Here is a 24142-nt window from a genome sequence, read left to right as displayed (position 1 = left end):
GCCCCTCACCCTCCGGCGGGCAGACCGGGCGTCCGTGGGGCGTTGGCCAGGTGTGCCCCCACACGCTTGACCATCAGCGTCATCTCGTACGCCACCTGCCCCACGTCGGAGTCCGAGTCGGCCAGCACGGCGAGACAGCTGCCGTCACCGGCGGCCGTGACGAAGAGGAACACCTCGTCGAGTTCGACGACGGTCTGACGGACACGGCCCGCGTCGAAGTGGCGCCCGACACCTTTGGCGAGGCTGTGGAATCCGGAGGCGACGGCCGCCAGATGCTCACCGTCCTCCCGGGTCAGGTCCTTGGACGTGCCGGTGGGGAGGCCGTCGCTGGAGAGCACCAGAGCCTTGCGGATGCTGCCGACACGCTCGACGAGTTCGTCGAGCAGCCAGTTGAGTTCGCCGGATCCCTGGCGTGTGGCGTTGGATGCTGCGGCGTTCGGTGCGGTCATCGACCGTCCCCTCCCGGAGTGGTTCCTTGTGCTGTCTCACCGGGCCCGGTCGCTTCCTCGGCGTTCTGCCGACGGCCGCGCTGCCAGCCTCGTTGCAGCGATGCCATTCGGCTGCGTACCTCGTCCGCGTTCCGCTCGATGTCCTCGGCCGGTTCCGCTCGGGCCGGCTCGGAAGCACGTCCGCCGGATGTTTCGCGGAGCTGCGGCGCGAGGCTGGCCTGCCGGATCCGGCGGGGCAGTCCGCCCACGGTTCCCCAGTGCGAGGGGGGTGCGGTCGGTGGCGTCGCTTCAGGCGGTGCCGACGCGGGTGCGACGGACTCGGTGGATGTCCGGAAGCCGGTGGGCTGCCGGGGTTCGGTGGGCCGCCCGGTGGCGGCGGAGACCCAGGCGTCGCTGGTGGACTGCCCGGGGGCACAGGAGGAGCGGCCGTTGTCGTACGAGGAGTGCCCGGAGTCGTACGAGGACGCGCCGGTGTCCCTTCCGGTGTCCGTCGGCTCCTGGTCGGTGGTCGTCGGGTGCGCGCGGCCGGCCTCGTCGACGCGGCGGCCCCGGTCGGTGACCAGCGTCGGTGACTTGCGGCGGGGCAGCGGCACCGGGCCGCCGGGGCGCGTCGCCCGGACATCGGCCGTGGGTCGGGAGATCCGGTCGGACGCCTGCTGGTGCTGTTGGCGGTCGGCATCACGACGGAGGTCGCGGGCGCGGAAGATGCCACCGCGTTCGCTGTCGGTGTCTTCGATGTCGGACACTCCGTCGAGAACCGGATCGAGTACGGAATCGAGTACGGGATCGGGTGTGAAGCCGAGTGCGTCGACCGGTCCTTCGAGTTCGACCGGTCCGTCCAGGACGGTCGGGTCCGCGAGCCCGCTGGAGACCGGAGCGAGTACGCCGGGCCTGGCTTCGCCCGCGCGATCGGCTGTCCGCCGGTCCGCTACGCCGTCCCTGCGGTTCTTGTCGCTGCGCGGCGCCTCCTTGCCGGTCCTGCCGCTGCCGATCGCCTTCTCGGCCCGTCGGTCGAGGCGGAATCCCGAGCCGTGCGTATCGGCGGCATCGGTGAGCAGAGCCGCCGGAATGAAGACGACGGCGGTGGTGCCTCCGTACGGGGAGGTCTGCAGGGAGACCCGGACGTTCTGCCGCTGAGCCAGTCGGCTCACCACGAAGAGGCCGAGCCGGTCGGTGTCGGAGAGCTCGAACTCCGGCGTTTCGGCGAGCCGCAGATTGGCGTCCAGGAGGACCTCGGGCGGCATGCCGAGGCCACGGTCGTGGATCTCGAGGGTGAAGCCGTTGGCGACGCGTTCGCCGTGCACCTGGACCGCGGTGTGCGGGGGCGAGAACACGGTGGCGTTCTCCAGGAGTTCGGCGATCAGGTGCGTGAGGTCGGCGACGGCCGGCCCGCCCACGCCGAGGCGCGGCAGCCGGCGGACCTCGATGCGCTCGTAGTCCTCGACCTCGGCGACGGCCGCGCGCACCACGTCCATCAGCTGGACAGGCTTGCGCCACTGCCGGGACGGCGCGGCGCCGGAGAGGATCACGAGGCCCTCGGCGTGCCGCCTCATGCGGGTGGTGAGGTGGTCCAGGCGGAAGAGATCCGCGAGTTCGTCGGTGTTCTCGGTCCGGCGCTCCATGGCGTCCAGCAGCGTCAACTGGCGGTGCAGCAGCACCTGGTTGCGGCGGGCGAGGTTGACGAAGACCTCGGAGACACCCCGGCGCATGTCGGCCTGCTTGACCGCGGCCTCGACGGCAGCGCGTTGCAGCGTGTTGAGTGCCTGGCCGACCTGGCCGATCTCGTCCTTTTCGTACCTCAGATGCGGGGCCTCGGTCTCGACGTCGACGTGCTCGCCCGCGGCAAGGCGGCGCATCACGCTCGGCAGCCGTACGCCGGAGACCTCGTGGGCGTCCTTGCGGAGCCGGGAGAGGTCGCGGACGAGCTCACGGCCGATGCGTACGGAGACGAAGACGGAGACAAGCAGCACGAGGAAGCCGAGGACACCCGCGACACCGGCCTTGATCAGAACGTTGTATCCGGCGGGCTTGCCGCGGTCCTGGAAGCGGTTGTTCATCTCGGTCGAGTCCTTGGCCAGCCGGTCCAGGACCGGCGGAGCCACTTCCTGCCAGCGTTCGGCGTCGACCGCGCGCGGGTCGTCGGTGGGGCCCGCGGCGACAATCTTGTTCTCCGCGGTGCGCAGCGGCTCGCTCTCCGGGCTCGCCCAGTACTGCTCCACCCGCCGCCGCTCCGCCGCCGGGAGTGCCTCGCTGTTGATCTCGACGAGCAGCTTGCGGTTCGCGACGAGGTCGGAGATCTGTCGGAGTTCAGGGGCGTCGAGCCGGTCGGCGACGAGTGCCGAGGCGACCAGTGCGTCCTCCCGGGACAGCAGTTCGCGGGCCCGTGAGACGCCGACCAGAGCGCGTAGCTGCTTGTCCGGCAACACGTCTTCCATGGTGTGGAGACCGGTCAGGAAGCGGTAGCAGGGGTCGATGAGACCGTTGTAGAAATCCAGTGCCTGATTACGGTCGATGGTGCGCTTCTCGACCGAGTCGCGGAGCGCGCCGAGACCTTCGACGGCGCTGAGGATCGAATTGAGCTGCGCTTCGGCGTCGGTGCTCAGGGCGTCGCGAATGCTCTTCTGCTGTGCGCTCTTCTTGACGTCCGCCACGACGCGGTCGGTGGCGGCACGTTCGCGGCGCAGCAGGGGAAGAGCGTCGGAGGCGCGGGGGTCCGCGAGGAAGACGAGGGTCTGCCGGCGCTCTTTCTGGACCACCCGGACGGTGTCCTCCAGCGGGTGGCCGACCTTCTCCACGATCGTGCTCCCACCCATCAACTGGCTGGCCTCGCGGCCGGTCAGATAGGTGGCGAAGCTCCAGAGGGCGGTGAGGGAGACGAGCGGCACCAGCAGCAACGCCACGATCTTCCTGCGGATGGACTTTCCGCGAAAGCGCATGGCCTCCCCCAGCTCAGCCCCTCGTGCGGGGGCGCTGTTCCGTCAATAAACGGCGCGAGCCTACTACTGCCTCACAGGCAACTCGAAGGCATGTCCGGACGATTTTCAGCCGGACTGGCAGACGCTGGGCGCGAGTTGTCCTGGTATTCCCGTGAGATGAAGTTCGCGAAAGCGGCAGAAGAGCCCTGCCAGAGCGCCACGTTCCCCCACATGGCAGTTGGCTGGAAGTCTTCGCTCCGTGATGGATCGAGGGAATCTTCACGACGATTCACTCGTCTGTCTGTACGAGCGTCGGCACAGGGTAGGGGATTACGGAGAGGGCGTACGGCAGGGCGATCCGGTCCGCCTGCGTAGAAACGCCGCATGCCGGGCAACAACCCTGAAGTCGGACAGTGGTGGGGAGTTGAAAGTCCTTGGACACGGAAGAGCGTCGGAGCACCGGGGCACCGGCGGAGAGCGGGACACGGATCCCGCGGCAGCCGCTGTGGGTGGAGGAGCCTGCGGTACGGCGACGCATGCCGGATCCGGTGCGTACGTCGGCCGTGCGCGCCGTGCTCATCATGTCGCTGACGATCATCCAGGCGATGGTGGCGTTCCTGGCCACCCTGACGGGCTCGTGGCTGGCCTTCCCTATGGTGCTGAGCAGCGTGGGCAGCACGGTGGTCGCCACCTGGTCGGTGCTGGATGTGTGGGTGACCCGCCAGGTCTGGAATCAGCGCCATGGCGTGGTGTGCATGCCCAGCAGCTCGGCACGGAAGCTGCGCCGGGAGCGGCGTGCGGCCCGTCGGGCGGCGAGGGCCGAGGACCGGGAGGCGGCTCGGATACGCCGCCGGGGCGCGGGCGGCCTGTCGCGGGCTTGACCGCGCGTGCCCCGGCGGGACGTCGAAGTCGCGCTAGTGTTCTGCGCCGCAAATGTCGACTCTAAATTAGTGTCGTGATTTCTTGACTGTCGGGTTGATCTTTTCCAGGTAGTCGGCGAGGGAGTTGAGGATCTCGTCGGCGCTCTTGGTCCAGGTGAAGGGTTTGGGGTTCTCGTTCCAGGTCTGGATCCAGGCGCGGATGTCGCGTTCCAGTGCCTGGATGGAGGTGTGGACGCCGCGGCGGATGAGTTTGTCCGTCAGCAGGCCGAACCAGCGCTCTACCTGGTTCATCCATGAGGAGCCGGTCGGGGTGAAGTGGACATGGAAGCGGGGGTGCCGGGCCAGCCACTTGCGGATCTCGTCGGTCTTGTGGGTGGCGTAGTTGTCACAGACCAGGTGCACATCGAGCTCCCCGGGCACAGCTTTGTCTATCGTGATCAGGAACTTCTTGAACTCGGTGGCCCGGTGGCGCCGGTGCAGGGCACTGATGACAGTTCCGTCAGTGATGTTGAACGCGGCGAACAGGCTGGTAATGCCATGCCGCAGGTAGTCGTGGGTGCGGCGCTCGGGCATGCCCGGCATCATCGGCAGGACGGGCTGGGACCGGTCCAGTGCCTGCACCTGCGACTTCTCGTCCACGCAGAGCACCACGGCCCGCTCGGGCGGGTTGTGGTACAGCCCGACGACATCGACGACCTTCTCCACAAACTGCGGGTCGGTGGACAGCTTGAAGGAGTCCTGCAGATGCGGCTTGAGGTCGAACCTCTTCCAGATCCGCCCGATGGTGGACTTCGACAGACCGCTGTGCTCGGCCATCGACGCACGCGACCAGTGGGTGTCGTTCTTCGGCGTGGATTCCAGGGTCGCCACCACGATGTCCTCGACCCGGTCGAGCAGGACCGACGGCGGCCGGCCCGGACGCGGCTCATCAGCAAGCCCGTCGAGCCGGTCCTCAACGAACCGGGCACGCCAGCGGTTCACCGTCGCCTGGGCGACACCGAGTTCGGCCGCCACCTGCTTGTTCGTCCCGCCCTCCGCGCAGCGCAGCACGATCTTCGCCCGCAGCGCAAGGAACTGGGCCGTCTTCGCCCGCCGAGCCCACCGGGTCAACTCCGCCCGCTCGGCCCCGGTGAGCACGAGTCCGGCCTTGGGCCGCCCGGCCCGCGGCTCGTCCGCAAGACCGGCCAGCCGCCGGACCGCGAACCGGCCACGCCACTTCGCCACCGTCGCCGACGTCACCTCGAACTCCGCCGCCACGGCCGCATTTGACGCACCCTCCGCACAGACCAGAATGATCCGCGCCCGCTCCGCCAGCTTGGACGACACCGCCCCGGCAGCCCACCGAGACAACTCGGCGCGCTCCTCACCGGACAGAACAATCTCCACAGCACGCGGACCAGAAGGCGACATACAAACACTCTACATACTTAGAGTCGACATTTGCGGCGCAGGACACTAGTGTCCTGCGCCGGAGATCCGTCGTTAGTGCCTGTATGAGTGTTTCTGCGGGTGTGCCCGCACCGCGTCGTGGTCCGAAGCTGGAACCGTTGTTGTTGTCCGTTGACGAGCGTGCGATGTTGGAGCGTTGGGCCCGGCGGGCGACGTCTGCGCAGGCGGTGGCGTTACGGGCGCGGATCGTGCTGGCGTGTGCAGGCCCTGACGTTCCGCCGATTGTTGTGGTGGCGCGGGATCTGCGGGTAGCGGCGGACACGGTCCGCAAGTGGCGTCGGCGGTTCCTGGCCGCCCGGCTGGACGGGTTGGTGGACGAGCCCCGGCCGGGCCGGCCGCCCACCATCAGCGTCGACCAGGTGGAAGCGGTCGTGGTCAGCACGCTGGAGGAGATCCCGAAGAATGCCACCCACTGGTCGCGCAAGTCGATGGCCGAACGCAGTGGGCTGTCGAAACCGACCGTGGGCCGAATCTGGCGGAAGTTCCATCTCAAGCCTCATCTGACGGACACCTTCAAACTGTCGACGGACCCCTTGTTCGTGGAGAAGGTCTACGACGTGGTCGGGCTGTACTTCAATCCGCCCGAAGGGGCGGTGGTGCTGTCGGTGGACGAGAAGTCGCAGATCCAGGCGCTGGACCGGTCCCAGCCGGTGCTGCCGATGATGCCGGGCATGCCCGAGCGTCGCACCCATGACTACGTCCGTAACGGTCTGACCACCCTCTTCGCGGCCTTCGACGTCGCGACCGGCGAGGTCATCACCTCGCTGCACCGTCGGCACCGGGCAGCGGAGTTCAAGAAGTTCCTCATCAAGATCGAGAAGGAGGTTCCTGGGCACCTCCAGGTCCACCTGATCTGCGATAACTACGGCACCCACAAGACACCCGCCATCAGAGCATGGCTGGCCAAGCACCCCCGATTCCACCTGCACTTCACCCCTACTGGTTCGTCCTGGATCAACCAGGTGGAGAGGTGGTTCGGCTTCCTCGCCGACCAGAAGATCCGCCGCGGTGCACACAAAAGCGTACGTTCCCTGGAAGCCGACATCCGATCCTGGGTCAAGGAATGGAACGAAAACCCAACACCGTTCATCTGGACCAAGACAGCCGAAGAGATTCTCGACTCACTCGCCCGCTTCTGCCAACGGATCTCCGGCGCAGGACACTAGCCGGCCGGCGTCCCGGCACTCCTGGATGGCTCGGGGGCCCGGGGGACGTCGGGGGCTTCGGCTGCCTCTGATGCGTCGAGCGTCGCCGGTGTGCGCTTGAACATGCGGGTCGCGGTGATCTCTCCGTGCACCGTCTCGCCGTTCGGATCCTGCTGCGGCAGGCCGGGGCGCAGGTGCTCCTCCACGCTGATGTACTTCAGGCCCGCCCTCAGGTCCGCATCGTTGCGCAGCCGGATGACCAGCGGGAATTCGGCGAGCGCCGTGGTGTCGAACAGTCCCGTGGTGTAAAGCAGTTGTACGCCGAGGGCGTCCGACACCGCGCGCTGGAGCTCCAGCAGATACGTGGCATTGGCGCGGCCGATGGGATTGTCGAGGAAGAGCGTGCCCGCGTGGCGGTGCTGGTGCCGGTCGCGGCCCCGGTCGTTGCTGCGCAGGGCGGCCATCGTGCAGTACAGGGCGATGGCGGCGGTCAGCAGCTGGCCGCCGGAGAAGACGTCGCCCATCTGTCCGACCGGGACGCGTTCCGCGCGGAGCACCGCGTCCGGCTTGAGGATCTCCACGGCGATGCCCTTGGGCTCCAGGGCCGCCTGAACGCCGCGCAGCAGGAGGGACATGCCGTCCCGCCGCAGGTCGGAGTTCTTCTTGAGGGCGGCGCGAGTGGCCTCGTCGATGACGTCGCCGAGCCGCTCGGTGAGCGTCGCCTGGTCGGGCTCCTCGAAGCGGATTCGGAGGAACTCCTGGCCGGACCACTCTCCCAGGCCCTCGGGGAGCTGGGAGAGCCGCTGGGCGGAACGGAGGGTGGTGAGCGCGGACTCCGCGAGTCCGCGGAGCCGGTCGACGATGGAGTCGCGGTTGCGCTCCAGCTGGGCCAGCTCGTCGGTGAGGACGCGGAGCCGGGGCGCGAAGGCGGCAGCCCACTTCTCGGCGTGCTCCGGCAGTGCCGCGGCCGGGAGTTCGCGGATCTGCTGCCGGGCGGGGGTGCGGACCTGCTCGTAGCGGGTGGCGTTGGCGTGCCGTACGAGGACGTCGCTCGCCTCGCGTACGGCGCTTTCGGCGGCGGAGAGGTCGGCGGTGCAGCCGCGCAGCGAGCTACGGGCCTCGGCTGCGGACCGACGGGCCTCGTCGAGGCTGCCGGGGTACGGCTCGGGGGCCTCCGGGTCGTCGTCGGCGCCGTGGTCCCTGAGAAGGTCGCGCAGCAGGGCGGCGGTCTCGTCGAAGCCTCCGGCGGATGCCTCGGCGGTGCGGTGGGCGTGGAGCAGTTCGGCGTGGGCGGCGCGGGCGGTGTCCAGGGCGCCGGTGGCGGTGCCGAGTTCGGCCGTGGCGGTACGCAGGAGGGTCTGGGCCTGCTCGGCGTCGGCGGGAACCAACTCGTCGGGGAGTTCGGTGTGGTGGGTCTCGCCGTCGACCGGGGCAAGGCGCTCGGCCTCGCCGCGCAGCCGGCCGAGCTGCTCGCTCGCGGCGGAGGCACGGGTCTCCAGGAGCTGGACCAGGGATTCGGCGCGGGCGGCAGCCGCCTGGCGCGACGGGCCGTCGGCTCCGTCGGTGCCCTCGAGGAGCTGCGCGGCGCGGGTACGGACCTTGTTGGTGAGCCGGTCCAGTTCGGCGAGGGCGGCGCTCTCGTCACTTTCGGCGCGGGCCTGTTCGGCGCGCAGGTCGGCGCCGACACCCACCTTCTCGTACAGCTGGGATGCGGCCCGGTAGGCCTCGCGCAGGGCGGGGAGGGCGGGGCGCGGGGCGTCGCCCTCGGGCTCAGGGAGGTTCTCCGGGGCGCCTGCGATCTCCGCACGTTCGGCGCGCAGGGCTCGGGCGGTGCGGCGGGCGTCGTCGGCCGCACGCTGGGCGGCCCTGCGGTCCTCGTCGGCGGCGCGGGCACGCTCCAGGCAGACGGTGGCGCGGGCCTCGGACTCGGCCGCCTCCTCGACCAGTTCACGCAGCCGTGCCTGCCAGCGCGAGCGTTCGCGGAGCCGGTGGGCCAGGCCCGCAAGGGCGTCGGCGACACGGCGGGCACGCTGGGCGGCCTCCTGGCGCTCGTCGCGGACGCGGGCGGTGTCCGCGGCGGCTTCGTCGGCCTCGGCGCGCGCCGAACGGGCCTCGGCGAGCACGGCCTGGGCCGTCTCGGCGGCCGTGCGGGCGGTACGGGCGGCCTCGGCAAGCTCGGCGAGCATGCCGGGCGGGCAGTCGGCGCGCCAGGAGCCGATGCGGGCGGCGAGGGACCGGTCTCCGGCGAGGCGGGCCGCGAGCGTGCGGATGTCCTCGTCGCGGTCGGCGGCCCGGCTCCGCAGCGCCTGGCGTTCCTCGTCGGCGGCATGCTCGTCGTGCATCGCCGGGTTCGGCGGGACGAGGAACACCTCGTCGGTGCTCCGGGCCGAGTCGGTGCCGGGAGCGGGTACGGGGGCGAGCAGTGCGGCAGTCGTGCCGACGGCAACGGCGGAGCGCGGCAGCAGGGCGGCGCCGCCCAGGACCTCGCGGGCGCGGGCGTGCGAGTCGGCGTCGGTGATGATCACGCCGTCGACGAGCTCGGGGCGGGCGGCGAGCACCGCCGCGTGGTCGGCGGGGTCGACGGCCTGGGCGAGGTAGCGCCAGCCCGGCAGGGCCGGGATGCCGTGCTCACCGAGGTATTCGACGGTGGCGAGCACGTCGGGTCCGGGCGGCAGCAGTCCGCCGTCGCCGAGTGCGCCGAGGATACGGGAGTCGTCGGCCGCGGCGGTGCGCAGTTCGAAGAGGCGGCGTTCGGCGGCGGCGATGCCCTCGTCGAGCAGCTCCCTCAGCTCGTCGGCGCTCCGGTCGAACTCCTCTGCGGTGAGCGGCTGTTCGGCGGTCAGGGAGTGCTCGCCCGTGGCGGTGCGGCCGGTGGCGAGTGCCTGGCCGACGACGGCCTGCCGGTCGGAGCCGGCCGCGGCGGTGCCGGGTCCTGTACCTGCCCCGTCCTCGTGCCCGTCCTGGGGAGCCGCGCCGTGCGGTGCCGCGGTGCCCGGCGCGGTGCCCGGTTCGTTACCGGTGGCTCCGCGACGGGGCCGGGGCACACCGGCGCCGTGCGCCGTGGGGAGGCCCAGCAGGTCGGCGAGGCGGTGGTCGGCGGCGATCGACTCGGCGGCCCTGAACTCGGCCTCGTACGACTGTTCCGCCGCCTGCGCACCGTCCGCGGCGCGCGCCGCGGCGAGCTCGGCGCGGCTCTCGGCGGCCGCCGCTTCCCTGGCCCGGTCGGCCGCGGCTCCGGCCGCTTCCCGTGCGGCGTTCCAGGCGGCGACGGTGGATTGTTCGGCGTCGCTCGCGGCGAGGGCGGCCCGCGCCGGGTCGGCGTCCGGCGCGGTGTTGTCGAGCCAGCCCGCCCGCACCGCCTCGGCGGTCTCCTGCTCCACCTCGGCGAGGCGCTGGCGCAGATGTCCGGCCTCGCTGCGGGCGCGCTGGGCCTCGGTGGCGGCGGTGGTGGCATCCCGGTGGGCGGTCTCGCCCGCGGCCTGGAGGATGTCCGAGCGCTCCTCCTCCTCGTTGGCCAGCTGCTCTCCGGCTTCCGCGGCGGTGTGCAGAGCGCGTACGAGGTCGGCGGCGGCGGTGGCCCGGGCGGCGAGCGCGGGTGCGGCGTCGCGTTCGGCCTCGCGGATGGCGACGGCGACGCGCGCGGACCGGTCGGCGGCGGCACGGTGGCGCAGCACGGCTTCGGCGGCCTGCCAGGCGGAGTGCAGGGTGCGGGCGTCGACCAGTTCGCGACGCTGGGCGGCCGCGCCCTTCTCGGCTGCGGCCAGGGCCAGGGAGGCGTGCCGGTAGGCCAGTTCGGCGGCGATGAGAGCGCTGCGGCTGCGGGCCTCCTCGGCGGCGGTGACGGTGTGGGCGGCGCCCGTCACCTGCTGGGCGAGGTCGGCGGTGCGGCCGCGCTCCTGGGCGGCCCGGGCAGAGAGCCTGCGGGCGAGGGTGCGGGTGCGGCGTTCGGCGCCCGCGTGGATGTCGCGGGTACAAGAGCGGGTGCCGGTGGCCTCGACGATCCGGCCGAGCAGGTCGACTGAGCCTGCGGTGAAGTCGCGTTCCGCGGTGAGTTCGGCCCGGCGGCCCAGCTTGTTGCCGAAGCCGCTGACCAGGTCGGCGAGACCGTCCGTGTCGCGGGTGTCCGTGACGGCGCGGAGCAGCAGGTCGGTGAAGTCGGAGTCCTTCTTGACCGCGAAGAGCCCGGCCGCCTCACCCTCGTCGGCGTTCATCTCGCGCTGGTAGCGGAAGAGTTCGGGGTCGAGGCCCAGGTCGCCGAGGTGCTCGTTCCACCGGTCGTGGATCTCTTCCCAGTGCACATCGAGGTGCTGGTAGAACTTGCCCGCATCCGTGAGGGCGTCCCGGAAGCCCTTCATGGTGCGGCGCCTGCCCTGGGCGCCGGAGGCGCCTTCGACGGGGCGGCCGACGGCGGTGGCCTCGGCGACCGGCAGCGAGTCGAGGCTGAGACCGGGTCCGGGGCGGAAGGAGTACCAGGCCTCCGCGAACTTCCGCGGGTCGTTGGATACCTGCCGTCCGCGCCACTCGCTGACCTTGCCGACGACGACGCACTCACCCGTGAGGGTGTGCTGCCACTCCAGCGCGACATGACCGCAGTCGTCGGCGAGCAGGAACTTGCGCAGTACACCGGAGCTGGCGCCGCCGAGGGTGTTGCGGTGACCGGGCAGCATCACGGAGAAGATCAGCTTCAGCAGGACGGACTTGCCGCCGCCGTTCTCCAGGAAGAGCACACCGGCGGGTGCCGGCCGGCGCGGCGGGCCGACCGGCTCCTCCTCGAAGAACTCCGCCTGGGCCGGCGCGGGGTTGGGCACGGGTTCGCCCACTCCGCGCAGGTCAAGCACGGTGTCGGCGTAGCGCGCACCGGCAGGCCCGATGGAGTAGAGGCGGACCCGGGACAGCTCGTACATGGCGGCGGACTCTCGTCGTTCGGAAAGCAGGAGTGGGGCGGCGGTGGGGGTGGTCAGGCGTGGAAGGGCAGACCGGCGTCGGCCGCCAGCTCCAGGTCGTCGCCGTCGGGCGGCGGCAGCAGCGTCGCCGTTCCGTCGGTGACGGGTACGACGCCGAGTTCCAGGAGTTCGGCCATGGCGGCGGTACCCGCCATGTCGCGTACCTGCAGCTGGTAGCGGGCAGTGGTACGGAAGGCTCCTCCGGCGTCGTCCCCGGTGCGCTGGAGGAAGCCGGAGTCGGTGAGGAAGGCGACGGCCTTGCCGACGATGCCGGTGGTGGATCCGGCCAGCCGCCGGGCGTCCTTCGTCGCGCCGGTGGCGCTGCGCCGGGCATAGATCCGCCAGGCGGCTTCCAGCCCCGGGGTGTCGGTGGCCGGGTCGGTGTTGTCGCCGTGTTCCGCGGCCCGCTCCTCCAGGCGGTGGCAGGCCTGGCGTACGAACGCGTCGATGCCGTTGACCGTGATCCGGCCGATGTACGCGTCGTCGGCGAGGTCCTCGGGGCGCGGGAAGGCCATGGCGGCGACGGCGAGATGGGCCAGCCCGTGCAGGAAGCGGTCGGCGGAGTCGGAGGAGGCGCGGCGGGCGTAGTCGCCCATGCGGACGGCGAAGACGGAGTCCTCGCCCGCCGTCACGGCCATGCCGGCGCGGGTGGAGACCTCCAGGACGACGAGACCGAGTCCGGTGGCCACGGCATCGGCGAGCCGGGCGAAGGGGGTCTCCTCCCGGTAGCGCCGGAGGAGCTCGGCGTATTCGGCGTCGCGGGCGGGCATCAGCTTGGGCTGCAGCCCGAAGGCGACGAGCCGGGCGGCGTCGGCCGCGTCGGCCGGGGTGACGGCGGTGGGTGCCGCAGTCTCGTGGGCGGCGTCGCCCTCGGTCGCGGGCCGGGCGGTCGCGTACCCGGCGGTCGGCTCGCTCCACGCGTCGGTGTGCTCTGCGCGGTGGTCGCTCACGACGGTCGCTCCTCGGTGCGGGATCTCGGTGGTACGGGGTGGGCGGCGCCGGCTCTCAAGGCGTCCGTACAGAAGGGTGCGGGCGGAACCGCGCGTCCGGAGGTGGCGGCCCGGTGATCAGGGGCCCGTCGGGTCCGACGCCCCTGCCCGCTCATGAGGCCTCCGAGCGGTCCGCGGCCATGCCCGCCGCGTCCAGCAGGGCCATGCCCACGATCAGGTCCGCCCCGCCGAACTCCGGGTCGTCCAGCCGGGTCCCGTCGTCGACGGCGAACAGCAGGCGCCGCTCGCCCTGCCGGTAGGCGGTGCCGACCGGCGGGGACGCGGCGTGCACCGCAAGCAGGGCGACCAGATAGGGCAGGTCCGGATCGCTCCGCCGGGCCTCGGCGAGGAGCCCGGAGAGCCGGCGCGGTGCGTCGTGCTCCAGATCGAGGAGGTTCATGGCGCTCGCCAGCTGCTCCTCGCTGAACCTGCTGTCGTCCGGGGTGGCGATCAGATCCGGCTCGGGCATCTCGGCCCCCAGATGCTCCCGCTCCAGGGGCGGGGTGAGCAGCATGTCGACCAGGTCACCCACCCGCACCGAGGTGGGCGTGCGCAGCCCCGTGCCGTGGGCGAAGAACGCGTCGGTGACGCGGATGGCCTCTTCGACGGGGAGCGGCAGCAGCGGGGCGACCAGCTGGCCGTACAGGTCGAGGCCGGTCCTGGCCGTGGGGGTGGCGAACGCCTGCCGGTCCTGCTCGGCACGGAACAGCGGTCCTGCCTCCAGCAGGCGGGACTGCAGCTGGGTGTGGCGGCGGATGCAGTCCTTGACTATGTCGACGAGCTCGGCGGCGCGGCGCTTGTGCTCGGGGTCCTCCGCCTCGTCCCGGGCCTTGCGGATGTTGGTGAGGATCGCGTTCTCGTGGCGGTAGCGGTCGGCCACGTGGTCCAGTGCCTCGGCGATCATGTCGGGCACGGCGTTGAGCCAGTCGACGGCTCTGACGTTGCGCCGGGTCGCCTCCAGTGTCTTGCGGAGCGTCTCCGCGTACTGCACGGTGCGGTAGCGGGCCTGTTCGGCGGCGAGCTGCGCATCGGCGAGGCGGCCCCGGCTGATCAGGACCTCCAGTTTCACCTCGGCGGCGATCTGGGCGCTGGTGACGTCCGTGTCGAGGGCGCCGACCAGGACGTTGACCGCTTCGTCGGTGGCCCTCAGATAGACGCTGCCGCCGTAACCGGGTACCTCTTCGATCAGCTTGAAGTCGTAGTCCCTGCGGACATAGACCCCGTCCGGGCCGAACGTGCCGTACACCGCGCGGAAGCCGCGGTCCACGCTTCCGACGTTGATCAGATTCTCGAGCACCCAGCGGGCGACTCGCTCGTGCTCCGCGGCGGGACGACGCGGGGCCTGGGCAGCGACGCGCGGGAGCAGCTTGGCCACTATCTGCTCGTGGTCGGCGCCCGTGTCGAAGTCCATGTGCAGTGTGACCTGGTCGATCGCGGCGAGCGCGACCTCCGCCATCGCGTAGACCGTGTACTCACCGGCCAGATTCGCCTTGCGCACGTCGAGGTCGTGCAGCGGCGCCGTGCAGGCGAGCGCGCGCAGCCGCCGGGAGAGCCCCTCGTCGGCGGCCGGGCCCGGGGCGGGCCGCGGCCCCGCGCTGAGCTGGGGCGCAGCGTTGTCCGTGTAGGCAGGCGAAGTCACGCTGCACAGATTAGGTCCTCACACCGACAACGGTCGAAACGGCGCAGAAGCGACCGGTTGCCGCACTCCGTATCCTCCGCCGCCGGGTGTGCGCAGGACCAGCACATCGCCGGGCGCCAGTTCGGCCGTGTCGCACCCCTCCAGCGAGGTGACCGTGTTCTTTCCGTCGGCTCGCTCGATGTGCTGGCTGCCCAGCGCGCCCGGTTCGCCGCCCGCCATGCCGTACGGAGGGACGCGGCGATGTCCGGTGAGCAGCGCCACCGTGACGGGTTCGAGGAACCGGAGTCTGCGCTCGACCCCGCAGCCGCCGTGCCACCGGCCCGCTCCCCCGCTGCCGTCCCGTACCCGGAAGCTCTCGACCAGGACCGGGTAGCGCCATTCGAGCACTTCGGGGTCGGTGAGCCGGGAATTGGTCATATGGGTCTGCACGGCGTCGGTGCCGTCGAAGCCGTCGCCGGCGCCCGAGCCGCTGGCCACCGTCTCGTAGTACTGGACGCGGTCGTTGCCGAAGGTCAGGTTGTTCATGGTGCCGGAGCCCTCGGCCTGGATGCCGAGCGCCCCGTACAGCGCGCCCGTGACGGCCTGGGAGGTCTCCACGTTGCCCGCGACGGTGGCCGCGGGATGGACGGGCGCCAGCATCGAACCCGCCGGGACTCTGACCTCCAGGGGTTTGAGACAGCCGCTGTTGAGCGGGATGTCGTCGGCGACCAGGGTCCGGAAGACGTACAGAACCGCGGCCATGACGACGGACTTCGGGGCGTTGAAGTTCCCCGGCTGCTGCGGTGAGGTGCCGGTGAAGTCGACGATCGCGCTGCGGGCGGTACGGTCCACGGTCAGCGCGACCTCGATCACGGCGCCGTTGTCGGTCTCGTAGCGGTACGAACCGTCGTGCAGCCGCGCGATGATCCGGCGTACGGACTCCTCGGCGTTGTCCTGCACGTGGCCCATGTACGCGTCGACGGCCTCGGCGCCGAACTGGTCCACCGTGCGGCGCAGTTCCGCGATGCCCTTCTCGTTGGCGGCGATCTGGGCCCGCAGATCGGCGAGATTGGTGTCGGGGTCACGGGACGGGTACGCGGCGGTGGTGAGCAGCTCGCGGGTCTCGGCCTCGCGGAACCTGCCGTCCCTCACCAGCAGCCAGTTGTCGAACAACACCCCTTCCTCGTCGATGGTGCGGCTGAAGGCGGGCATCGAGCCGGGGGTGATGCCGCCGATCTCGGCGTGGTGACCACGTGACGCCACCAGGAATCTCAGCCCCGACCCGTTCTCGCCGCGTTCGTCGAACACCGGGGTCACCACCGTCACATCGGGCAGATGGGTGCCCCCGTGGTACGGGTCGTTGATGGCGTACACATCGCCGGGGCGCATCGTGGAGCCGTTGCGCCGCAGCACCTCCTTGATGGACTCCCCCATCGAGCCGAGGTGCACCGGGATGTGCGGGGCGTTGGCGATCAGGTTGCCGTCCGCGTCGAAGAGCGCGCAGGAGAAGTCGAGCCGCTCCTTGATGTTGACGGAGTGGGCGGTGTTCTCCAGGCGCACGCCCATCTGCTCGGCGATCGACATGAAGAGATTGTTGAACACCTCCAGCATGACCGGGTCCACCCGCGTGCCGACGGCAGTCCGGTCGGGGCGCGGGCGGACCCTGGTGAGCAGCAGATGGCCGGTGCCGCCGATGGTGACCTGCCAGCCGGGGTCGACGACGGTGGTGGCGTCGGCCTCGGCGATCACGGCGGGACCGGTCACGGTGTCCGACGGTTGCAGGGCCTCGCGCCGGTGGAGCGGGGTGTCCTGCCATCGGCCCTCGGCGAACATCCGTACCGTGTCGTGGGGTTGTGGTGTGCCCTCACGGACCGTCCGGTCCACCGGGTGCGGTACGTGCCGGCCCGCCGCGCCGGTCGCCTCGACCGACACCGCCTCGACGAGCAGTGGTCTGTCCATGGTGAAGCCGTAGCGGGCGCGGTGCTCGTCCATGAACGCCCGGGTCATCGCGGGCGCGGTGTCCAGGTCGACGGGCAGGCTCGCGTCCGTGCCGGCATAGCGCAGGAGAACCCGGGCGTGGGTGCTGACGGCGGTGTCCTCGAGGCCGTCGGCGCGCAGTTCGGCGCGGGTGCGGGCGGCCAGTTCCGCGCAGAGCGCGTCGACCGTGGTCCCGGTGCCTTCGGCGTCCAGCTCCGCTTCGACCGACTGTTCGCGCATGGCGGTGGCGTCGGCGAGTCCGATGCCGTACGCGGACAGCACTCCGGCCAGCGGTGGGACGAGGACGGTGTCGACACCGAGTGCGTCGGCGACGGCGCAGGCGTGCTGACCGCCGGCGCCCCCGAAGCAGGTGAGGGCGTAGCGGGTGATGTCGTGCCCGCGCTCCACGGAGATCTTCTTGACCGCGTTCGCCATGTTGAGCACGGCGATCTCCAGGAATCCGGCCGCGGCCTCGGCTGCGGTACGTCGCGTGCCGGTGGCCTGTGCCACCTCGTCGGCGAGTGCCCCGAACCGCTCGCGCACGACGCCGGCGTCGAGCGGCAGGTTTCCCTCCGGCCCGAAGACTGCCGGGAAGTGCGCGGGCTGTACCCGGCCGAGCATCACATTGGCGTCGGTGACGGTGAGCGGCCCGCCCCTGCGGTAGCAGGCCGGGCCGGGGTCCGCGCCCGCGGAGTCGGGTCCGACCCGGTAGCGCCGGCCGTCGAAGTGCAGGACGGAGCCGCCACCGGCCGCAACGGTATGGATGTTCATCATCGGGGCGCGCATCCGCACCCCGGCCACCTGGGTGCCGAGCTCGCGCTCGAACTCGCCCGCGTAGTGCGAGACATCGGTGGAGGTGCCACCCATGTCGAAGCCGATGACCCGGTCGAATCCGGCCTGTCCGGACGTACGGGCCATGCCGACGACCCCCCCGGCGGGACCGGACAGCACCGCGTCCTTGCCACGGAAGTGCGCGGCTTCCCGCAGTCCGCCGTTGGACTGCATGAACATCAGCCGGACGGACTCCAGTTCGCCCGCGACCTCCTCGACGTACCGGCGCAGGATCGGCGAGAGGTACGCGTCGACGACGGTGGTGTCGCCGCGCGGTACCAGCTTGATCAGCGGGCTGACCTCGTGCGAGCAGCTCACCTGGGTGAAGCCTGCCTCACGGGCCGCGGCGGCGACGGCGGTCTCGTGGGCGGGGTGACGGTAGCCGTGCATCAGGACGACCGCCGCGCTGCGGAAGCCGTCCGCCCTCGCGGCTCTCAACTGCGCTGCCGTCGCAGGCAGATCGAGGGGGGTGAGGGTCCGGCCGTGCGCATCGATCCGCTCCGGGACCTCGATCACCCGGTCGTACACGGCCTCCGGCAGCAGGATGTGGCGGTCGAAGAGGCGCGGGCGGTTCTGGTACGCGATGCGCAGGGCGTCCCGGAACCCTTCGGTGGTGACCAGGACGGTCGGCTCCCCACGCCGTTGGAGCAGGGCGTTGGTGGCGACGGTCGTGCCCATCTTCACACTGCCGACCCGGTCGGCGGGGACCGGGTCGGCGGGACCGAGGCCGAGCATGAGGCGGATCCCGGCGACGGCGGCGTCGCGGTAGCGGTCCGGGTCGTCCGAGAGGAGCTTGCGGGTGACCAGGTGCCCGTCGGGATCGCGGCCCACCACGTCGGTGAACGTGCCGCCACGGTCGATCCAGAACTCCCAGCGTCCCGTCATCCCTCCATACTGACGCGCGGCGCGGACAACAAGGAAGCGACGTGCCGCCCCTCGGGCGTGACGGCGGCAAGCGCGCCCTGCAACGCCTGGTCGGCCCGCCGGTCCAGCTGCCCGCTCGTGCCGCGCGCCCAGTGCCGTACCTCCGCTCCCGCCAGGCACAGCAGCTGAGGCAGCAGATCGGCGCTCCGCCGCACCAGCCACCCGGTGCCCGCCGTGGCCAGCCAGAACAACGAGTCGGCACGGCTGGGCGGCGGCTGCTCCGGCTCGCGTCCGGGCGGGGCGCCGAGGGCGAGACCGCGGGCGGCGAGCAGGTCGTGGAATCCGGCCGCGACCGACCGATGGCCGCGCTCGGCCGGATGGAGCCGGTCGACGCTCCACAGCGACCGGTCGGAGACCCATGTCCCGTCCGAGGCGTGCAGATGGACGGCGTCGTAGCGGGCGGACAGGGCATGCACCACGGCATTCACCGCACTCTGCCGCCGGGCCAACGGGCGCCCCAGGGGTGCGGGCAGCCCGAGGACGGAACCGGGATCGGGCAGACACGCCGTCAGGAGTACGGCTCCGCCGCCGGTCAGGAGCGCACAGACCTCGTCGAGCCGCCGGGCGATGAGCCGGATGTCGAAGGAGCGGCGGAGGGTGTCGTTGACGCCGACGACCACGGAGGCGAGGTCGGGCCGGAAGGCGGCGGCGGCCGGAGCCTGCCGGTCACGGACGTCGCCGGAGAGCGAACCGCTGACGGCGAAGTTACGGAACTCGACGCCCCGGTGCCTGTCGCCGATGCCCTCGGCAAGCAACGCGGCCCAGCCGCGCCGGCCACCGGGGACAGGATCACCGACTCCTTCGGTGAACGAGTCCCCGAGCGCGGCGAACCGGATCGGGGAATGGGGGCTCCCGGGCGGCACGGGCGGTTCCGGCAGAGCCTCCGTCACCGGCACGGGAGCCGGCCTGCAGACCGGCGCGGGCACGGGTACCCCTGGCACGACCGGCACCGCCACCGCCCCCTCTGCGCCGTCCGACCGCGCCCGCAACCCCGTCATGTCAGTGCTCCCCGGATCCCGCCCCGCTCCGGCACCTCGTGCGCCGCCAGGAACGCGGCCACCGAGCGGTCCCAACCGAAAAGTTCGGCACGTTGTCGCGCCGCCGTGCGCCGCTCGTTCTCCGGGCGCGCCAGCAGTTCCCGTACCGCCGCTGCGAATGCGTCGCCGGTGTCCGCCGCAGCCGCTCCCGCACCGGCGATCACCTCCGGCAGTGCTGAGCTCGCGCTCGCCACCACCGGGGTGCCGCAGGCCAGTGCCTCCAGGGCCGAGAGGCCGAACGTCTCGGCGGGGCCCGGCGCCAGGCAGATGTCGGCCGCGGCCTGCAGATCCGCCAACCGCTCCCGGTCGCGCACATGGCCCAGGAACTCGACCGGCAGCCGCTCCGCCCGTACCCGGCTCTCCAGTCCCGCGCGCAGCGGCCCGTCCCCCGCGACGAGCAGCGTCGCAGGCACGCCCAGGCCGTTCAGGACGGCGAGGGCGTCCAGGGCGCGGCCGGGACGTTTCTCCACCGAGAGGCGGGAGCAGAGCAGAAGCAGTACGGACCGGCCGTGCGCATGACGGGCGCGCAGGACCGTGCTGCGGCGGCCGGGGTAGCAGCGCCGCAGGTCCACGCCGAGCGGGGCACGGACCACGTTGCGGGCGCCGATCCGTATGAACTCGCGCTCCGCCCACTCCGTGGTGCAGACGATCCTCGTGTAGGCGTGAGCGCTGAGGGTGTTGAGGCGGTCGGCGGCGCGTCCGGCCGCTGCCGCCGGTAGGCCCCAGGTGCGCAGCACCCCGTCCGCCGTCTCGTGGGAGACCATCACGGCGGGCACCCTGGCGCGGCGCGCCCACTCGCCCGTCCACCGCAGGGTGGTGCGGTCGGAGACCTCCAGACGGTCGGGCCGCAGCGTTCCGAGGAGGTGGCGGAGCGTGCGGCGGCCGGCCAGCACGCGGTAGCCGCCGCTGCCCGGCAGCACCGGACCGGGCAGGGTGATCACCCTGCCCTGCTCGGCGTACACATCGCCGGCGGTGTCGCCGGGGACGATGAGCACCGGCTCGTGCCCGGCCGCGAGGTAGCCGCGGCCGAGTTCGTCCAGGGCGGTGCGCAGTCCGCCGGAGGACGGGGTGACGAAGTTCGCCAGACGGACGATGGTCGTTCCCCGCTCGCGCCCGGTCATGCGGCCACCGCCGGCCGGTCGCGCAGCACCTCGTCGTAGTGGCCGAGCAGCTGATCGCCGACGGCTTCCCAGGTGCGGCCCTCGACCATGGCCCGCCCGGTCCGCCCGTACGCCGCCGCGAGGGCGGGGTCCGCAACGAGTGCGCCGACGGCCGCCCGTACCGCATCGGTGTCGTGCGGCGGGACCAGCAGCCCGGTCCGCCCGTGGTCGACGAGGTCGAGCGGTCCGCCCGCCGCCGGGGCGACCACGGGCACACCGGAGGCCATCGCCTCCTGCACGGTCTGGCAGAACGTCTCGTACGGGCCGGTGTGCACGAACATGTCCAGCGACGCGACGATCCGGGCGAGGTCGTCCCCGGTCCTGCGGCCGAGGAAGACGGCGCCGGGCAGAGCCGCGGGCAGCGAGGTGCCGCTCGGGCCGTCACCGACGACCACGACCCGCACCCCGGGCAGTCCGCAGGCCCCGGCGAGAAGTTCCACATGCTTCTCCGGGGCGAGCCGGCCGACGTATCCGACGAGCTTCTCCCCGCCGGGGGCGAGGCGCCGGCGCAGTGCCTCGTCGCGCAGCGCGGGCCGGAACCGTACGGTGTCGACGCCACGCGGCCACAGCCGCACCCGCTCCACCCCGTGGTCGGTGAGGTCGCGGACGGCGGCGGTCGACGGAGCGAGCGTGCGGTCGGCGGCGCTGTGCACGGCGCGCATCCGGCGCCAGGCGGTGTTCTCGCCGGCGCCGAGGTACGTACGGGCGTAGCCGGCCAGGTCGGTCTGGTAGACGGCCACGGTCGGCAGCCCCAGCCGGGCGGCGGCCGCCATGCCGCGGACGCCGAGCACGAACGGTCCGGCGAGATGGACGAGTTCGGCCCGGTGGGCGATGAGGGCCGCGGTCAGCCGACGACTGGGAAGCGCCACCCGGACCTGGGAGTAGCCGGGCAGCGGCAGGGACGGGACGCGCACCACGGGGCAGGGAGCGGCCGACGCGAAGAGGTCGGTGCCGCCCGAGGCGCCCGGGTACAGGGGTGAGGAGGAGCGGGACGTGGTCGTCGCGCCGGCGGTGGCCGGGGCGATGACGAGCGGTTCATGGCCGCGCGCGGCGAGATGCCGGGCGGTCTGCAGGGTGCAGTGGGCCACGCCGTTGACATCGGGCGGGAAGGATTCGGTGACGATGACGACACGCATACCTGTGTTGTCGTCGCGCCGGACGTGACTGGGCCGACTTGGATCTTTCCCCCCGGGGAACGTCCCATGAGCGTTGGACGTCCGTGGGCGGGTACGCCGCGCTCCCCCGAAGCGCTGCGTCCTGCTGTGCGTGGAGCGTGTCAGACAGCGGGGGCGTCGGGCCCGATCCTGCTGCGTACCGCGGTCTGCACCTCGGCCTCCTCGGCCGGGTCGGCGGCCAGTCGGCGCAGCCGTTCGGCGACCCTGATGTCGCCGGTCTCCGCATGGAGTGCGGCGACCTCGCGGGTGGACTCCTCGCAGTCCCACAGGCATTCGACGGCGAAGCCGGTGGCGAAGGAGGGGTCGGTGGCGGCGAGCGCGCGGGCCGCCCGGCCGCGCAGATGGGAGGAGGACGTCTCCCGGTAGACGTGGCGCAGGACGGGGGCGGCGCAGGCGATGCCCAGCCGGCCCGTGCCGTCGACCAGGGTCCACAGGCGCGGTGCGTCCGGTCCTTCACCGCGTACGGCGTCGCGCAGGGCGGCGAGGACGAGGGAGGCGTCCTGTGCTCCGCCCCGGCAGGCGAGCACACCGGCGGCGCAGGCGCCGAGCGCGTCGGGCCGTCGGGCCCAGTTCCGGGCCCGGTCCACCGCCGCGTCGCCGCACATCCGCTCGAAGGCGGCGACGGCCGCCTTGGCGACGGTGCTCGACGGGCTGACCGCCGCGGCCTCGATGAGGTCGAGGACAGCGGGGTCCCTGGCCTCGGAGAGGTGGTGCAGGGCAGCGCAGCGGGCGCCGTCCGGGCCGCTGCGGGCGGTCTCGACGATCAACGGCCGGTCCTCGGGACCGGCGACGGCAGTGAGGCAGCGGGCGGCCGGTACGTGGAGGATGCTGCCGCGGTCCAGTCCCTGCTGGGCCCAGTCGAACACGGCCTGGACGCTCCAGCCGGGGCGTGGGCCGCCGGGCCGCATCTGCCGCTGCCACCGGTCGAACGAGCCCTGTTCGGAGGCGGCCCTGACCCGGGCGCCGACCGCTTCACGCGGGTCGTCGGCCCACAGCCGCCAGGGCCGGGGCTCGAAGGCGTCCCGTACGGCGGCCGCGAGTTCGGCGGCGCCCTCCTCGGTGGCGGGGAACCGGCCGAGGACGGGCACGGCGAGGGAACGGAGCCCGGCGTCGTCGTCACGCAGGGCCAGCTCGTCGAGGGCCCACGCCCAGTTGGCGCCCGTCGCCGCGTACCGCCGCAGCAGGGCCAGGGCGTCGCCGCGTCCGTACGAGGCGAGGTGGCCGAGGACCGCGAGGGCCAGGCCGGTCCGCGAGTCGTCGGTGTCGATGTGGTCGTCGGGATCGCAGAGGTGCCGCTCGATCTCTTCGATGCCGCCGTCGAGGTCGAGATACAGGCGTGCGTAGTAGAGGGAGCGGTTCTCGACCTGCCAGTCGTGACGCGGATCGCTCAGGACACAGTGGTTGAGCGCCGCGAGGGCCTCGGGGCGCGGTGCGGCAAGCGCGTGGAGCGTGCCGTCGCCGCGGCCCCTCTGCAGCAGGCCGAGCAGGGTGCCGCTCGGCGCTATGAACGGATCGAACATGGGAGAAGCCTCACATCAAGCTGTCGACGCAACCGGGACTGTGCAGTTCCAAGTGCCGGGTGGGCACTACGCCGCGCAGCAACATGATCGGCCGACCGCCGTCTTCTGCTTGCTGTAGACCATCTTCCTCTGCCTCTCGTCGGTGGCCCGAATCGGGCCCTCGACGTCATGATGACCCAGCCATTTCGCCACCGCGACCACATTTACGGCGAACCCGTTCAGCGGGAGCCGAAGAGTTCCAGCAGGTCGGCCTTGCCGAACATGCGCGCGGTGTCCGTTGCGGACGGTGTGCCGGCGTCCGGGTCGGCGCCCGCGGCGAGCAGCGCCTCGATCACCGCGCCCTCGCCCTTGAAGACGGCTCCGGCGAGCGGCGTCTGCCCGCGGTCGTTGGCCCGGTCCGGGTCGGCTCCCCGGCTCACGAGGGCGGCTACCGCGGGGGCGTGCCCGTGGTACGCGGCGAGCATGAGCAGCGAGTCGCCCCGGTCGTTGGTGAGGTTTGCGGGCACACCGGCGTCCACGTACGCGGCGAGCGCCTCGGTCTCCCCGCGGCGCGCCAGGTCGAAGACCCTGGTCGCCAGCTCGACGACCTCGGGGTCGGGGGCTTCGCTCATCGGACGGACCGCCTTCCATTAACGGGTTTCGCTGCTGCCGGCCAGGGGGGCGGTACGCCGTGGGGGCCGTACGAGTGAATCGACAGGGTACTGCTCCGCAGCGCACATGCCGCGGCCCGGCCGCGGCAAAGCATCACGTCGCGTGAGGCCGGAACGGTGCGCGGCACCGGAAGTTCCGTCCGCACCGCGTTCTCCTGTCGGCCAGTCCAGTGAAAAAAACGGGTTTTCACCCAATTACAGCTTTTATCCTATAGATACTTTTTGTGAGCCTGGAAGGACTCATGGTGACTGTCCCCCAAACAGGAGAACCACTCATGAACCTTTCCATGTCTGGCGTCGTCATCCTCGGCATCATCGTCTTCCTGTTCTTCAGGAAGGACGGTCTGAAGGGCTCGCACGCCTTCGTCACCGCCCTGTTCGGCTTCTATCTGGCAGGCACCGCCATCGCACCGAGCATCACGGCGGGCGGCGCGAGCCTGGCCAGCCTCCTGGGCGGGATCAAGTTCTGACCCGCCGCG

The 24142-nt window shown here is 71.8% G+C and carries 15 protein-coding genes; 3 read left to right on the top strand and 12 right to left on the bottom strand.

Annotated features, from left to right (window positions below; translation table 11 throughout):
• Window positions 1-5: 5 nt before the first annotated feature.
• Window positions 6-449: a roadblock/LC7 domain-containing protein gene (locus OH809_RS34955; protein ID WP_406417530.1), complete on the bottom strand. Its 444-nt coding sequence runs from the start codon at window positions 447-449 to the stop codon at window positions 6-8.
• Entirely contained in the window at window positions 446-3385 is a 2940-nt protein-coding gene (locus OH809_RS34950) for a nitrate- and nitrite sensing domain-containing protein (RefSeq protein WP_406417531.1), read from the bottom strand. The genes OH809_RS34955 and OH809_RS34950 overlap by 4 nt, the downstream gene beginning before the upstream one ends.
• A 413-nt stretch (window positions 3386-3798) precedes the next feature.
• Here OH809_RS34950 and OH809_RS34945 point away from each other — a divergent pair, with 413 nt between their 5' ends.
• Window positions 3799-4245, top strand: coding sequence for a hypothetical protein (locus OH809_RS34945; RefSeq protein WP_406417533.1), 447 nt, complete (start codon window positions 3799-3801; stop codon window positions 4243-4245).
• 66 nt (window positions 4246-4311) lie between these two features.
• Here OH809_RS34945 and OH809_RS34940 read toward each other — a convergent pair whose 3' ends face one another.
• Window positions 4312-5655, bottom strand: coding sequence for an IS630 family transposase (locus tag OH809_RS34940; RefSeq protein WP_406417535.1), 1344 nt, complete (start codon window positions 5653-5655; stop codon window positions 4312-4314).
• A gap of 83 nt (window positions 5656-5738) precedes the next feature.
• Here OH809_RS34940 and OH809_RS34935 point away from each other — a divergent pair, with 83 nt between their 5' ends.
• Window positions 5739-6860, top strand: coding sequence for an IS630 family transposase (locus OH809_RS34935; protein WP_406417537.1), 1122 nt, complete (start codon window positions 5739-5741; stop codon window positions 6858-6860).
• Here the strand turns inward: OH809_RS34935 and OH809_RS34930 are convergent.
• The 9 genes from OH809_RS34930 to OH809_RS34890 all read right to left on the bottom strand — a co-directional run bounded on the left by OH809_RS34930 (window position 6857) and on the right by OH809_RS34890 (window position 23624).
• Complete coding sequence (locus tag OH809_RS34930) at window positions 6857-11743, bottom strand: hypothetical protein (protein WP_406417538.1); 4887 nt, start codon at window positions 11741-11743, stop codon at window positions 6857-6859. The two genes, OH809_RS34935 and OH809_RS34930, sit on opposite strands and share 4 nt — an antisense overlap.
• A gap of 53 nt (window positions 11744-11796) precedes the next feature.
• Window positions 11797-12732, bottom strand: a complete 936-nt coding sequence (locus tag OH809_RS34925; RefSeq protein ID WP_406417540.1) for a hypothetical protein — start codon at window positions 12730-12732, stop codon at window positions 11797-11799.
• A gap of 151 nt (window positions 12733-12883) precedes the next feature.
• Window positions 12884-14410: a hypothetical protein gene (locus OH809_RS34920; RefSeq protein WP_406417542.1), complete on the bottom strand. Its 1527-nt coding sequence runs from the start codon at window positions 14408-14410 to the stop codon at window positions 12884-12886.
• Window positions 14411-14428: 18 nt separating this feature from the next.
• Complete coding sequence (locus tag OH809_RS34915) at window positions 14429-18082, bottom strand: hydantoinase B/oxoprolinase family protein (RefSeq protein ID WP_406417544.1); 3654 nt, start codon at window positions 18080-18082, stop codon at window positions 14429-14431.
• Window positions 18079-19119 carry an SGNH/GDSL hydrolase family protein gene (locus OH809_RS34910; protein WP_406417546.1) on the bottom strand — a complete coding sequence of 347 codons (1041 nt, stop codon included), beginning with the start codon at window positions 19117-19119 and terminating at the stop codon, window positions 18079-18081. Before OH809_RS34910 ends, OH809_RS34915 begins: the two co-directional genes overlap by 4 nt.
• The gene (locus OH809_RS34905; protein WP_406417548.1) at window positions 19116-20279 is read right to left on the bottom strand and encodes a glycosyltransferase; all 1164 of its coding nucleotides are present in this window, start codon (window positions 20277-20279) and stop codon (window positions 19116-19118) included. The genes OH809_RS34910 and OH809_RS34905 overlap by 4 nt, the downstream gene beginning before the upstream one ends.
• The gene (locus OH809_RS34900; protein ID WP_406417550.1) at window positions 20276-21454 is read right to left on the bottom strand and encodes a glycosyltransferase family 4 protein; all 1179 of its coding nucleotides are present in this window, start codon (window positions 21452-21454) and stop codon (window positions 20276-20278) included. The genes OH809_RS34905 and OH809_RS34900 overlap by 4 nt, the downstream gene beginning before the upstream one ends.
• Before the next feature lie 140 nt (window positions 21455-21594).
• Window positions 21595-23013, bottom strand: a complete 1419-nt coding sequence (locus OH809_RS34895; RefSeq protein WP_406516033.1) for a HEAT repeat domain-containing protein — start codon at window positions 23011-23013, stop codon at window positions 21595-21597.
• 218 nt (window positions 23014-23231) lie between these two features.
• Window positions 23232-23624 (bottom strand): ankyrin repeat domain-containing protein, encoded by a 393-nt coding sequence (locus OH809_RS34890; protein WP_406417553.1) that lies wholly within the window; start codon window positions 23622-23624, stop codon window positions 23232-23234.
• Window positions 23625-23938: 314 nt separating this feature from the next.
• Here OH809_RS34890 and OH809_RS34885 point away from each other — a divergent pair, with 314 nt between their 5' ends.
• Entirely contained in the window at window positions 23939-24133 is a 195-nt protein-coding gene (locus OH809_RS34885) for a hypothetical protein (RefSeq protein WP_266988092.1), read from the top strand.
• Window positions 24134-24142: the final 9 nt, after the last annotated feature.

Origin of the sequence: Streptomyces sp. NBC_00873, assembly GCF_045207415.1 — a bacterium.
Lineage (GTDB): Bacteria > Actinomycetota > Actinomycetes > Streptomycetales > Streptomycetaceae > Streptomyces.
This window is presented reverse-complemented; position numbering and strand designations above follow the sequence as displayed.

Excerpts from the sequence above, each read along its gene's own strand:
- OH809_RS34950 (WP_406417531.1), bottom strand. The coding sequence starts at position 3,385 with ATGCGCTTTCGCGGAAAGTCCATCCGCAGGAAGATCGTGGCGTTGCTG.
- OH809_RS34900 (WP_406417550.1), bottom strand. The coding sequence starts at position 21,454 with ATGCGTGTCGTCATCGTCACCGAATCCTTCCCGCCCGATGTCAACGGC.
- OH809_RS34915 (WP_406417544.1), bottom strand. The coding sequence starts at position 18,082 with ATGACGGGACGCTGGGAGTTCTGGATCGACCGTGGCGGCACGTTCACC.
- OH809_RS34905 (WP_406417548.1), bottom strand. The coding sequence starts at position 20,279 with ATGACCGGGCGCGAGCGGGGAACGACCATCGTCCGTCTGGCGAACTTC.
- OH809_RS34935 (WP_406417537.1), top strand. The coding sequence starts at position 5,739 with ATGAGTGTTTCTGCGGGTGTGCCCGCACCGCGTCGTGGTCCGAAGCTG.
- OH809_RS34940 (WP_406417535.1), bottom strand. The coding sequence starts at position 5,655 with ATGTCGCCTTCTGGTCCGCGTGCTGTGGAGATTGTTCTGTCCGGTGAG.
- OH809_RS34885 (WP_266988092.1), top strand. The coding sequence starts at position 23,939 with ATGAACCTTTCCATGTCTGGCGTCGTCATCCTCGGCATCATCGTCTTC.
- OH809_RS34890 (WP_406417553.1), bottom strand. The coding sequence starts at position 23,624 with ATGAGCGAAGCCCCCGACCCCGAGGTCGTCGAGCTGGCGACCAGGGTC.
- OH809_RS34930 (WP_406417538.1), bottom strand. The coding sequence starts at position 11,743 with ATGTACGAGCTGTCCCGGGTCCGCCTCTACTCCATCGGGCCTGCCGGT.
- OH809_RS34910 (WP_406417546.1), bottom strand. The coding sequence starts at position 19,119 with ATGACGGGGTTGCGGGCGCGGTCGGACGGCGCAGAGGGGGCGGTGGCG.
- OH809_RS34955 (WP_406417530.1), bottom strand. The coding sequence starts at position 449 with ATGACCGCACCGAACGCCGCAGCATCCAACGCCACACGCCAGGGATCC.
- OH809_RS34895 (WP_406516033.1), bottom strand. The coding sequence starts at position 23,013 with ATGTTCGATCCGTTCATAGCGCCGAGCGGCACCCTGCTCGGCCTGCTG.